Here is a 12727-nt window from a genome sequence, read left to right as displayed (position 1 = left end):
CGTTTCCGACTCTATCAGACTCTTTCGTGTCCGATTCCCGGTCGAAGCGGGGCCGCTTTCCAGTTCTTCGCTTTCGCGCTTTCCCTTTCCGGCGAGTCCGACTCTATCAGATCCTTTCGGGCCTGATTCCCAGTCAGTGGGGCTTGTCTTCCCGGCTGTTGGGCCGTTCCGACGCTCAAACTCTAGCGGGTTTCCTCCGCGGCTCATAATCGAGCTTTCGAATTGAATTCCGGCATGCCGAAATTCTCCCCGGCGGGAGATCGTGCTGAGTTTGGTTGCCGCATTCGCGGCGGGATCGGCTGCCCCGGGACCGTACCGGCTCCCTGGCAACTCGGAGAACCTTACGGATCAGGGAGGGGCGTGTCAACCCCTCCCCTGGGGGCCCGTCGGACCCATCAGTCCAGGTCGGTGAGCCGGCCGCCCGCGTCCGGCTGGGCGTGCTCCACGCGGCGCAGGAGGCGGATCAGCATCTCGCCCAGGACCCCGCGCTCGTCACCCGAGAGATCCTGGAGAAGGTCCTCCTCGAAGTCGGTGGCCATGCGCATCGCCTCGAGCCACTTCGTACGGCCCTCGTCGGTCAGCTCGACGATGACGCGCACCCTGTTGTTCTCGTCCCTGTCCCGGGTGACCAGGCCCTCGCCGGCCATCCGGTCGACCCGATGGGTCATCGCGGCCGGGGTGAGACCGAGGCGCTTCGCCAGCTCGCCGGGGCCGAGCCGGTACGGGGCGCCGGCGAGGACCAGGGTCTTGAGGACCTCCCACTCGGCGTTGCTGATGCCGAGGGCGGCGACCTGCCTGCCGTACGCGACGTTCATCCGGCGGTTCAGCCGGCCGAGCGCGGAGACGACCTGCTCGACCTGCGGGTCGAGGTCGCGGAATTCGCGCTGGTAGGCCGCGATCTGCTCGTCGAGGCTCGGCTCCTGGAGCTCGGGCTGCTCGGGGGTGTCAGACATGGCGGGAGTATCGCACGCTCTCCATCGCCGTCGAAGTCCTTCTAGGTATAGCGTTAAGGATTTAATTTTAGTGCTAAAGTCTACGAGTCTGTGTTCTTCAAGGTTCTTCGAAGTCTGAGGTAGGTGAGTGTGACCAGGGAGATGGGTGCAGCGCTGCGGCGGATCCAGGTGGGGAGCGCGCTGAGCGCGTTCGGCCTCGGGTTCACCGTTCCGTATCTGTACGTCTACGTGGCGCAGGTCCGGGATCTTGGTGCCGGTACGGCAGGTGTCGTACTGGCTGTCTTCGCCATGGCAGCGCTGGGGGTTCTGCCGTTCACGGGGCGGGCCATCGACCGCCGCGGGCCGCTGCCCGTGCTGGTCGTCGCCGCCGGCCTTGCGGCCGTGGGGGCTGCCGCGCTGGGTGTGGCGGGCAATGTGACGACCGCCGTGCTGTCGGCTGCCGTCCTCGGCGCCGGCACGGCGGTCATGCAGCCGGCACTCGCCACGATGCTGGTGTGGTGCTCGAGCACGGCCACCCGTACCCGCGCCTTCGCCACGCAGTTCTTCCTGCAGAACCTGGGCCTCGGGGTCGGCGGGCTGGTCGGTGGGCAGATCGTCGACGTCGACGAGCCGTCGAGCTTCACCCTGCTCTTCCTGATCGAGGCGGTCATGTTCGTCGTGCTCGCGGTGGTCGCGGCCACCGTGCGCATGCCCCGTACCACGTCCATCGCCGGTGCCCGCCCCACCGACGGCTCCGCCCCCGGGTCCGCACTGCGCCTCCTGCTCTCCCACAAGGCCATGGTCCAGCTGTGTGTCCTCGGCTTCGTGCTCTTCTTCGCCTGCTACGGGCAGTTCGAGTCCGGGCTCGCGGCCTACGGCACCGAGGCGGCCGGGATCGATCCGTCGACCCTGGGCATCGCGCTGGCCGCCAACACGGCCGTCATCGTCGTCGCACAGTTCGTCGTGCTCCGTCTCGTGGAGCGCCGGCGCCGCAGCCGGGTCATCGCGTGGGTCGGTCTGATCTGGGCGTTCGCCTGGATCGTGGCCGGATACGCGGGCCTGGGGCACGGCAGCCAGACCATGGCGACCGCCGCGATGATCTCGACGTACGCCCTGTTCGGACTCGGTGAGTCGATGCTGTCCCCGACGGTGGCCCCGCTCGTCGCCGACCTGGCGCCCGAGGCGATGGTCGGTCAGTACAACTCGGCGTTCGCCCTGGTGAAGCAGCTGGCCCTGGCGGTCGGACCGGCCGTGGGCGGGCCCATGGGGGCGTCACTGCACGGGCTGTACATCGTGACGTTCGTGCTGTTCTCGCTGGGCATCACCGTGCTGGCCCTGAGACTGGGCCGGCAGCTCACTCCCGGACAGGACAAGCCGTCGCTCGTGGCGGTGCCGTCTCGGGTGGTGGCGGTGTCACTCCCGGACGGCCGGCCGGTGACCGCTCCGGCCACCGTTCACTGAGGAAGCGCGAACTCGCACCAGACCGCTTTGCCGCCGCCCGGTGTGCGTCGGCTGCCCCAGGACGAGGCGATGCTCGCGACGATGGAGATGCCGCGTCCCGCCTCGTCCACGGGTTCGGCTCTGCGGCGGCGCGGGAGGTGGTCGTCGCCGTCCGTCACCTCGATGATCAGGCGGCGGTCGGTGCGGCGCAGGCCCAGGCGCATGGGCGGGGTGCCGTGCTGGAGCGAGTTCGCGACGAGTTCGCTCGCGGCGAGCACGCCCAGGTCGCAGAGTTCGACGGGGAACCGCCAGGAGGCCAGGACCCCGGTGGCGAAGGCGCGGGCCCGGGGGGCGGCTTCGATGCCGCCGAGGAGATCGAGCGAGGCGTTGTGGAACAGCTCCGCGTTCGACCCCGTGCGGGCAGGGTGCTGCACCACCAGGACCGCCACGTCGTCGTCGTGCTCGGCGGTCACCCCCAGGGAGCGGATCAGCCGGTCGCAGACCACCTGAGGTGCCCCCTTGGCACCGGACAGCGCGCGCTCCAGGGAGGCGACGCCCTCGTCGATGTCCTCGCTGCGGCGCTCGACCAGGCCGTCGGTGTACAGCACGGCGGTGGAGCCGGGCGGCAGGGCGATCGTCCCGGAGGTGTGGACCCAGCCGCCGGTGCCGAGCGGTGGTCCGGTCGGGTCCTCGGCGCGGTGCACCGTGCCGTCCTCGTCGCACACGAGGATCGGGAGGTGGCCGGCGGAGGCGTAGACGAGATGCCCCTCGTTGGGATCGTGGACCGCGTAGACGCACGTGGCGATCTGGCTGGCGTCGATCTCCGCCGCGATGACGTCGAGGAGCTGGAGCACCTCGTGGGGCGGAAGGTCCAGGCGAGCGTAGGCGCGGACCGCGGTGCGCAGCTGGCCCATGACGGCGGCGGCACGAACCCCGCGCCCCATCACGTCGCCGATCACGAGAGCGGTGCGGCCCGCGCCGAGGGTGATGACGTCGTACCAGTCGCCGCCGACCGCCGCGTCCGTGCCACCCGGCTGGTACGTCGCGGCGATCCGCAGGTCGTCGGGCTGTTCGAGGTCCTGCGGGAGCAGGGAGCGCTGGAGTGTCACCGCGGTTTCGCGGTGGCGGCGTTCGCTGGCGCGGAGCCGTTCCGCCGCTTCGGCGTGGTCGGTGACATCGGTGGCGTAGACGAGCACGCCCTCCTCACCCACGGCGCTCTTCGTGTGCTCGGGATCGCCGGCGGACACAGGAGTGCAGGTCACGGTGTACGAGCTGCCGCCCTGGACCTTGCGGGACTTCACCGTGCGGGGCGTGCCGCTGCGCAGGACCTGGTCCATCAGGGGCAGCAGGCTGAGCTCGGTCAGTTCGGGCATGGCGTCCACGGCGCGCACGCCGCAGGGGCGGGGGCCGAATGCCGCCGTGTAGGCGTCGTTGACGTACGTGATGCGGTGCTCGGGGCCGTGCAGAAGCGCGACCGGGGCGGGGAGCCGGCCGAGGATGTCGCGGGCCGAGAGGGTTTCGTGGGCGGCGCCCGGGGGTGAGGCAGCGGGCGTTTCCGGTGGGGTGTCCGGCGGCGTGGGTGCGCTCTTCGGCCGGGCGGACTCGGCGCGGGCGGCGGGTACGGAACTGTGGTCGTCCCGCGCGGCGGTTCTACGCTGCGTTCCGGGAAGGCGGGCGCTCCAGCGCGTGAAGTTCACGGAATTTCTGGCCTCGTGTGTCGGTCTGGTCCGCTCGGGCGAGCTGCTTCTTCTGCCGGTTTCTGTGCCGGTTTCCGTCCCGGTTCTCCTGCCGGTGCAGGGGCGTCCGGGGCCGGACCCCCGGGACGGCGCAGCCGGGCCTCTTCGTGCTGTCGGTCGTCGCTTCCGGTCACTGTAGGTGACTGTCGGCCGGGTCACTCTGTGCAGGTGTGGGCCCACCTATGGTCACACGCCCAGTGTGACCGACCGTACTGACAGTTGTGGTTCGGCCGTCCGTCCGGTGGCTGAACTGCGGCCGTCGTACGAAGGGGGAACCGCTGTCCGCAGCGGTCGGAGGGCGCGGCCCCGAGGGCCGGGAGATCAACCGGATGTCTTCGGCGGACTGTCGTCCTTCGGCGGGTTGTCCTCGGGACGTGTCCGGTTCCCCTCGCTTCCGGGGTGCCCCGGGTGGGCGTGGCCGCCGGCTGCGAGGGCGAACTCGGCGCGTGGGTGTTCGAGCGAGCCCAGAGAGACGATCTCGCGTTTGAACAGTCCGGCCAGGGTCCATTCGGCAAGGACTCGCGCCTTCCGGTTGAACGTGGGCACCCGGCTGAGGTGGTACGTGCGGTGCATCAGCCAGGCCGGGTAGCCCTTGAGCTTGCGGCCGTAGACGTGGGCGACGCCTTTGTGCAGTCCCAGCGAGGCGACGGATCCGGCGTAGGAGTGCCGGTAGTCCTTGACCGGTCGTCCGGCGAGCGTGGCGACGATGTTCTCGGCGAGGACCTTGGCCTGCCGCACCGCGTGCTGGGCGTTCGGCGCGGTCTCCCTGTCCGGCTCGGAGGAGGTGAGATCGGGTACGGCCGCCGCGTCACCGGCGGCCCAGGCGTGCTCGACGCCCTCGACGGAGAGCGCGGCGGTACAACGGAGCCGTCCGCGCTCGGTGAGGGGCAGGTCGGTGGCGGCGAGGAGCGGCGCGGGCTTGACGCCTGCCGTCCACACGAGCGTGCGGGTCGGGAAGCGGGAGCCGTCGCTGAGCACCGCGACCCGGCCCTCGCAACTGTCGAGACGGGTGTCGAGGCGTACGTCGATGTTGCGGCCCCGCAGTTCCCGGACGGCGTACTTCCCCATCGCCTCGCCGACCTCGGGCAGGATGCGGCCGGTGGCCTCGACCAGGATCCATTTCAGGTCCGCGGGCTTGATGTTGTGGTAGTACCGAGAGGTGTAGCGGGCCATGTCCTCGAGCTCGGCGAGCGCCTCGACGCCTGCGTAGCCGCCTCCGACGAAGACGAACGTGAGGGCGGCGTCACGGATGGCGGGGTCACGGGTGGCGGAGGCGATGTCCATCTGTTCGATGACGTGGTTGCGCAGGCCGATGGCCTCCTCGACGGTCTTGAAGCCGATGCCGAAGTCGGCGAGGCCGGGGACCGGCAGGGTGCGCGAGACGGATCCGGGCGCGACGACGATCTCGTCGTACGGGATCTCGACGGCACCCGTGCCGTCCTCACCGGTGGCGAGGGTCGTCACGGTCGCGGTGCGCTTGGCGTGATCGATGCGCTCCGCCTCACCGATGACGATCGTGCAGTCCTTGAGGACCCGGCGGAGCGGTACGACGACGTGCCGGGGTGAGATCGAGCCGGCCGCCGCCTCGGGCAGGAACGGCTGGTACGTCATGTAGGGCTCCGGCGTGACCACCACGATTTCGGCGTCGCCGCTCTTGAGTCTCTGCCGCAGCTTCCGCTGGAGACGCAGCGCCGTGTACATCCCGACGTAGCCACCGCCTACGACGAGAATGCGCACATTTGGCCGGGTGCCGGGGGTCGTCCGCCGGGAATCTGGAGCCATCACCATCCCATGACGCAACGGAGACCGGTGTTTGTCCACAGGCCCGACAAATTGTGTGACCGGAGCTCTTCGATCACCGGGTGGCGCCCGCGCGCCCGGTAATTCGACAAGCGTGCAGGTCAGACGGGGCGGGAGAGCCTGGGAGGAGGGGACGAATCAGGGGCCAACCGGTCCTTGCTCCGATCGGGGGGCGCTCCGTGCGGAACTACCCCCTTCTGAATTGACCCGGGCTCAACTATGTTCGTACCCCGTCGGGGTGTCGGATTCGGACGATGATCCGCACACCGACTGACACGGCGGGGAAGTCTCCGGGGGGAGACGTCATAACCGGGGGAAGTTATGCACATTCAGGATTTGCATGGGCAGACCGCTGTCGCCTCTTCTTCGGAGGGCCACGGGCGGCTGACTGCGGTAGGAGCAGTGGGAACGGTCGCTGCGGCGGGGAACACACCCCGCTCGGCGCCGCTCCGCGTGGACGCACAGCGCAATCTGGAACACGTCCTGCGCGCCGCACGTGAGGTGTTCGGCGAGCTGGGTTACGGCGCGCCGATGGAGGACGTGGCGCGGCGCGCCAGGGTCGGGGTCGGCACGGTCTACCGCCGCTTCCCGAGCAAGGACGTGCTGGTACGACGGATAGCCGAGGAGGAGACCTCCCGGCTGACCGATCAGGCGCGGACGGCTCTGGGGCAGGAGGAGGAGCCCTGGTCGGCGCTCTCCCGTTTCCTGCGGACCTCCGTGGCGTCGGGTGCGGGACGGCTGCTGCCTCCGCAGGTCCTGCGGGTCGGGGCCGACGCGGACGAGCACGGCGCGGCCGGTCAGGGCGAGACGCGGGTCCCGCACCAGCGGCAGGGAGTGGGGCAGGCCGATCTCCGGGTGGTTCCGCCGCGCCCGTCGGCCGAGGAGGAGTTCGACGACGACACGGGTGCGGCAGAGCTGCTTGAGGTCGTGGGCAGGCTCGTCGACCGGGCGCGGGAGTCCGGTGAGCTGCGGGGCGATGTGACAGTGGCCGATGTGCTGCTGGTGATCGCCACGGCAGCTCCGGCTCTGCCGGATCCGGCTCAGCAGGCTGCGGCTTCGGCACGGCTGCTGGACATCCTGCTGGAGGGTCTCCGCTCCCGTCCCGCGTAGAGGCGTACGGCCGGTGTCCGCCGCCGGTGTCCGTCCAGCGCCGGGCGGACACCGGTACGGCCGCACCCGCTCCGCACCCGACGACCGGGACCAGGAGTCGTCGGGGCTGCCTCCCGGAGTGACGCCGCCGCTCCTGTACAACAAGACACCCCGGACGAGTGGTTGACGGGGCTGAGGGTTCGTCGCGACGACGCTCTGTGGCACGCTTGCCCGGTATTCGGGTCCGAAGCGCATACGGGGGCTTCCGCGATGAGCGGTGACGGGCAGCAGGACGTACCGCTCGACGACATCGCTGCCGCGGGCGGTGGCACGGAGACCGGTGTTCCGCCCGGTCACGTACCGGGCCAGGCAGGCTCCGCGAACCGCGAGGACCGGGATGGGCGCCCCGAGGGCGGCACAGTCCTGCCCGGCCCCTGGCCGGCACCGCCCGATGTCGTCACCGGCCCCGGGACCGATCCTTCGACAGCACGCGAAGCGGAGACCGGTGCGGAGACCGGTGCGGCGTTCGCCGTGCCCCTGCAGCGTGAGGGCCGCAGCAGTTCCGCCGAACTCGCCCCTTCGGACGCCCAGTTGATCCTGGGCATGCGGGCGGGCGACGACCGGGCGTACGAGGAGCTGTTCCGCCGGCACTCGGGAGCCGTACGCCGGTACGCCCGCACCTGCTGCCGCGACGCGCACACCGCCGACGATCTGACGGCCGAGGTGTTCGCAAGAACGCTTCAGGCGGTGCGCGGCGGGAAGGGTCCGCAGGAAGCGGTCCGGGCGTACCTCATGACCGCTGTCCGCCATGTCGCCGCCGCCTGGACGAAGAGCGCGAAGCGGGAGCACCTCGTCGACGACTTCGCGGTGTTCGCCGCGCAGGCCACGCGTTCCTCCGAGCTATCCGACGCCGACACCCTCGATCTCGGCGCCGATGTGATGGCCATGCACGAGGCGGACCGGTCGATGGCGATGCAGGCTTTCCGCAGCCTGCCGGAGCGCTGGCAGGCCGTGCTGTGGCACACCACCGTCGAGGAGGAGTCGCCGAGCGAGATCGCCCCGCTGTTCGGGCTGTCGGCCAATGCCACGGCGGTACTGGCCGTCAGGGCCCGCGAGGGACTCAAGCAGGCCTATCTGCAGGCGCACGTGAGCGAGACCCTGACCTCCGGGGGCGACTGCGCGCAGTACGCCGACCGGCTCGGCGCCCATGCCCGGGGCGGGCTGCGGACCCGGGCCGAACGAGGGCTGCGCAAGCATCTCGCCGAGTGTGCGAAGTGCCGTGTCGCCGCAGGTGAACTGGCCCATGTGAACGCGGGGATCCCGGCACTGCTCCCGGTCGCCGTCATCGGCTGGTTCGCCGCCGGCTACGCCGTCAAGGCCGCCGGCATCGTGGCGGGCGGGGCAGTCGGTGCGGCCGGTGCCGGAGCCGCCGCGGCGGCGACGGGCAATACGGCGTCCGGCGGCGCGGCCGGCGGTGCCGCGGCCGAAGGTCTCGGCGCGCCGGCGAAGGCGGGAATCGCGGCGGCGGTCGCCGTGGCGGCCGCCGCCGGACTGGTGTGGGCGCTCGTCGGTGACGACCGGCCCGCGCCGGAGACAGCACCGGTGGCGAAGCCGCCGGTGGTCGCCCCGGCGGTGCCCGCGCCCGCTCCCCCCTCGGAGCCGAAGCCGCCGGCCCCGGCCGCTCCGGCGCCCGAACCTCCGCCGGAGCCGAAGCCGACACCCACACAGAAACCCGAACCCACACCCACGCCGGAGCCCCCACCCGCTCCGAAGCCCACGCCTGCGCCCACTCCCGAGCCCGCCCCGCCCGAGCCGCCTGCACCGGAGCCTGCCCCGCCACCGGCTCCCGAGGTCTATCAGGTCAGCGAGTTGAAGTACTCCGTCGTCGGCGACCACAGCGAGCCGGAGATCCTGCTGGGTGAGAGCCGGGGGGCGGTCTGGCAGCGCTCCGGGCTGTCGATCGGCTCCACGACGTACGCCCACGGGGTGACCGTCCACCCGCGCTCGTCCTTCACCGTCCGGCTGAACCGCGAGTGCACCACCTACGAGGCGATGGCGGGTGTCGACGATCTGACCAAGTGGACCGGCTCGATGCGCTTCTCCGTGTTCAACGGCGACGGTGCGCGGTTGTGGCGGTCGCCGGTGATGCGGGGCGGTGACCCTGCGGTCGCCATGCGCGTCGGTATCGGGGGCCAGCGGACGATCCGGCTCGTCGTGGAGCCCGCCGAGCCGTTCGGCGCGGCGGCACTGGCCGACTGGGCGAACTCGAGGATCAGCTGTCGCTGAGCTCCTCGGTGATGCCGGTCAGGAGGTCCACGGCCTCCTGCGGGGTCAGGGCACTGCCTGCGGCACGCTCCGCTTCGTACAGGAGGGGCCCCAGCTTCTCGCGCAGGTCCTCCAGCGCCTCGGCCACCTCCGCCTCCTCCAGCACCGACCGCGGACCGCTGCCCCGCCAGGTGCGGGAGGCCGCGAGGAGGCGGGCCGCTGCCGCGTACTGTCCGAGCCGCGGCAGGGTGATGCCCGCCGCCTCCCCCAGATAGGCGGTGAAAACGTTCGCGCAGCCGGCTCCGACGGCCATGCGGAGGCCGTCGGTGATACCGCGCAGTCCGATGGCGGGACCGCCTGACGGTTCGTACACGCTGATGCGCGCCGACAGGCACAGGAGGGCTGCCGCGAACTGCGGGGGCGGGCCGTAGACCGGCGCGCCGCGCGCCGAGTCGGCGAACCGCCGCGCCGCCGGGATCTCCCCGGCCGTCAGCGCGATCGAGGCCCGCAGGAAGTTCACGAAGGCGTGGGCGTCCAGTACGTGCTGCCGCTCGGCTTCGGCCTCCGCCTCGTCCAGTCCCTTCCTGGCCGCGTCCAGGTCACCGGTCAGGTAGTCGAGTTCGGCGAGGCGGCCGAGCAGGAACGGGGCCTCCGCGTGGGCCCCGACCTCCCGTGCCAGCTCCAGCGCCTCCTGGTAGGCGACTCGCGACTCGTCGTACCTCCCCCGCATCATTCCCGCCTCCGCGGCGGCGCTGGCGACCTGGGCGCGCAGGTAGCGGTCGCCGATGCGTCGGCTCAGTGTGCGCAACTCGGCGAGGTCCTCGTCGATGCCGGTCATGCCGTGCGGTGTGTCGACGAGCATGTGGGTACGGAACATCAGGGTGACGCCGTACTCCCAGTCGCCGCCGTGCTCGCGGGTGTTGGCGACGGTCGCGTCGAAGTGCCCGCGCACGCCCTCCGTGAACTCGCCGCGCATGTACGAGGTCAGCGGCCAGAACAGTCCAGGGAAGCGGGCGGCCTGCGGGCCGCCGGATCCGAAGGCCTCGGTCACACAGTTCACCAGTGCGTGGATCTCCACGTCGTCCCGGGTGTCCGCGACGGTCCTGGTCTCCATCGTGAGGAAGAACCGCAGCATGTGCAGGTGCTTGCGGGGCCAGTAGCGGGGGTCCGACGGATCGTCCGGGTCCTCGCCGAGGCCGGCGGCCCGGTCGGCCCAGGCCGCACCCTCGTTGCGGAAGTTGCGCAGCCACCAGAACCAGCCCATGCCCAGGACGAGTCGCAACGCGTCCCGCTCGCAGGGTTCGGTGTCGACCGTGCGGTGCAGGGCCGCGCGGATGTTGTCGAGGTCCGCCTCCAGCCGGCTGATCCACGGAAGCTGCTCGCCGGAGCGGAGCATGGGGTCCGCCTTCTCGGCCAGTGCGGCGAAGCAGGCGGTGTGTGCCGCCGCTGCGGCCCGTACGTCCGGTGTCCCGGCGGCGCGTTCGGAGGCGTACTCGTGGATGGTCTCCAGGAGGCGGTAGCGCATCTCGCCGGCGTCGGTGGGGGTCGCGACGACGAGGGACTTGTCGACGAGCGCGCCGAGCAGGGACGCGGCGTCCGAATTTCGGGTCACCGCCTCGGCGGAGCTCAGGTCCCAGCCGCCCGCGAAGACGGAGATCTGCCGCAGGACGGTGCGCTCGTCCTCCGAGAGGAGGTCCCACGACCAGTCCACCACCGCCCGCAGGGTCTGCTGGCGGGGCAGAACGGTGCGGCTGCCGCCGGCCAGCAGTCGGAAGCGGTCGTCCAGGCGGTCCGCGATCTGGCGCGGTGTGAGCATTCTCAGCCGGGCGGCCGCCAGCTCGATGGCGAGCGGAAGCCCGTCGAGGCGCCGGCAGATCTCGGCAATGACCGGGGAGTCCTCGGCGTCCTTTCCGTCCGCCCCCTCGTCGGGGCGGAAGTCCGGCCGCACCGCGCGGGCCCGTTCGGCGAAGAGGCGGTGGGCGGGGTGGGGCGGCAGGGGACCCACGGGACGCACCGCCTCGCCCGGCACGCCGAGAGGTTCGCGGCTGGTGGCGAGGATGCGCAGCCGCGGGCAGTGCCTGAGGAGGGTCTCCGCGAGTGCTGCCGCCGCGTCGATGACGTGCTCGCAGTTGTCGAGGACGAGGAGGAACGGGCGGTTCCGCGACCGGTGGGAGAGGTGTTCGACGAGCCGTTCGGTGGGGTCCGCGGCTGTGGGTGGCCGGTCGTGGGCGCTGTCCCGCAGGAGGGTCGTCTCGCGCAGACCGAGGGCGGAGAGTACGGCTCCGGGTACCGCGGAGGGGTCGTCCAGCGGGGCGAGTTCGGCGATCCAGGCGCCCTGGCCCGCCGCGGACTCCTCGGCCAGCCTGGTCTTCCCCGAGCCGCCGGGGCCGGTGAGGGTGACGAGGCGGGCACGGGTCAGGTCGGCGCGGATCGCGAGGAGTTCGGGCTCCCGGCCGACGAAGGAGGTGAGCCTGGGGCGGAGATTGCCTTCCGGGGGGTGCGGACCGGCCGGGGCTCCGGGGGCTGAGGGCCCCGCGTGGTCGAGGAGTTCCCGGTGCAGGGCGGTGAGTTCCGGTCCCGGGCCGGTGCCCAGACCGTCCGCCAGGGCTCTGCGCGCGTCCTCGTACGCGACGAGCGCGTCGGCCTGTCTTCCTTCGGCCCGCAGGGCTCGGAGCAGCTGCGCGTGCAGGGGCTCGTTGTAGGGGTGGGCGGCTGTGAGCTCCCTGAGCTCGGGTACGAGGCCTCTCGGAACTCCGCGCCGGAGGTCGGCCTCGATGCGCTGCCCGATCGCCGCCATCCGGTCGGCCTCGGCCCGTATGCCGTGGTCGCGCTCGCGGAGGTCGGCGAGCGCGGGTCCGCGCCACAGGGCGAGCGCGGCGCGCAGGGTGCGGGCCGCGGACTCGGGGTCGCCGGAGTCGAGTTCGGCGGCACCCTGGCGGGCCATCCGCTCGAAGACGTACAGGTCGACGTCGTCACGGCCGGCTTCGAGGCGGTAGCCGCCGGGGGTGCCGGTGACGGCCTCCCGGCCCAGGGCGCGCCGCAGCCTGCCGACGAGGGCCTGGAGGGCGGCCGGCGCGTCGTTCGGGGGATCACCGGCCCACACGTCGTCGACGAGTGCGGCGACGGACACGGGGCGGCCGGCGCGCAGGGCGAGTGCGGCAAGGAGGGCGCGCAGCCGCGCACCGCCCACGGGCAGCGGGCCGCCTTGCTCGTCTCGCGCCTCTGTGGCGCCCAGGATCAGGTACTGCACCGGCCCATTGTGTCCGGTGCGGCCTTCCGGAGCGCGGTGCTTTGTCCTCGAACGCCCGACGGGCCGGACGGCGGGGCCGGTCCGCAGGCCGTCGTGCGGCCCTCGGCGCGCCTGGTCCGCCGCCGTCGTCCTGCGCGTCACCGGGTCGCGGCCGTCGTGCGGAACCTCGGGCCCGGGTCCGCGGCCGTCGTGCGGAACCTCGGTTGCGTTGCCGG

General features: G+C 71.8%; 7 protein-coding genes. 3 read left to right on the top strand and 4 right to left on the bottom strand.

Translation table 11 applies throughout. The features are described from left to right. Positions 1–395: 395 nt before the first annotated feature. Positions 396–953: a MarR family transcriptional regulator gene (locus tag ABZS61_RS22070; RefSeq protein WP_356423697.1), complete on the bottom strand. Its 558-nt coding sequence runs from the start codon at positions 951–953 to the stop codon at positions 396–398. Between the two features lie 141 nt (positions 954–1094). Between ABZS61_RS22070 and ABZS61_RS22065 the strand changes: the two genes are divergently transcribed. Beyond that, positions 1095–2393 carry an MFS transporter gene (locus ABZS61_RS22065; RefSeq protein WP_356423737.1) on the top strand — a complete coding sequence of 433 codons (1299 nt, stop codon included), beginning with the start codon at positions 1095–1097 and terminating at the stop codon, positions 2391–2393. Here ABZS61_RS22065 and ABZS61_RS22060 read toward each other — a convergent pair. After that, entirely contained in the window at positions 2387–4069 is a 1683-nt protein-coding gene (locus tag ABZS61_RS22060; RefSeq protein ID WP_356423694.1) for a SpoIIE family protein phosphatase, read from the bottom strand. The genes ABZS61_RS22065 and ABZS61_RS22060 overlap by 7 nt on opposite strands. Positions 4070–4429: 360 nt before the next feature. After that, positions 4430–5845: an NAD(P)/FAD-dependent oxidoreductase gene (locus ABZS61_RS22055; protein WP_356423691.1), complete on the bottom strand. Its 1416-nt coding sequence runs from the start codon at positions 5843–5845 to the stop codon at positions 4430–4432. Between the two features lie 384 nt (positions 5846–6229). Between ABZS61_RS22055 and ABZS61_RS22050 the strand changes: the two genes are divergently transcribed. Continuing rightward, entirely contained in the window at positions 6230–7018 is a 789-nt protein-coding gene (locus ABZS61_RS22050) for a helix-turn-helix domain-containing protein (RefSeq protein WP_356423687.1), read from the top strand. 249 nt (positions 7019–7267) lie between these two features. Next, positions 7268–9283 (top strand): sigma-70 family RNA polymerase sigma factor, encoded by a 2016-nt coding sequence (locus ABZS61_RS22045; protein WP_356423684.1) that lies wholly within the window; start codon positions 7268–7270, stop codon positions 9281–9283. Here ABZS61_RS22045 and ABZS61_RS22040 read toward each other — a convergent pair. Continuing rightward, complete coding sequence (locus tag ABZS61_RS22040; RefSeq protein ID WP_356423681.1) at positions 9270–12512, bottom strand: BTAD domain-containing putative transcriptional regulator; 3243 nt, start codon at positions 12510–12512, stop codon at positions 9270–9272. The two genes, ABZS61_RS22045 and ABZS61_RS22040, sit on opposite strands and share 14 nt — an antisense overlap. Positions 12513–12727: the final 215 nt, after the last annotated feature.

This window comes from Streptomyces sp. NPDC005566 (assembly GCF_040605575.1).
Lineage (GTDB): Bacteria > Actinomycetota > Actinomycetes > Streptomycetales > Streptomycetaceae > Streptomyces.
Note: the sequence above shows the minus strand (reverse complement) of the source record. Positions and strands in the feature narration are given on the sequence as shown.

Excerpts from the sequence above, each read along its gene's own strand:
- ABZS61_RS22065 (WP_356423737.1), top strand. The coding sequence starts at position 1,095 with ATGGGTGCAGCGCTGCGGCGGATCCAGGTGGGGAGCGCGCTGAGCGCG.
- ABZS61_RS22050 (WP_356423687.1), top strand. The coding sequence starts at position 6,230 with ATGCACATTCAGGATTTGCATGGGCAGACCGCTGTCGCCTCTTCTTCG.
- ABZS61_RS22070 (WP_356423697.1), bottom strand. The coding sequence starts at position 953 with ATGTCTGACACCCCCGAGCAGCCCGAGCTCCAGGAGCCGAGCCTCGAC.
- ABZS61_RS22045 (WP_356423684.1), top strand. The coding sequence starts at position 7,268 with ATGAGCGGTGACGGGCAGCAGGACGTACCGCTCGACGACATCGCTGCC.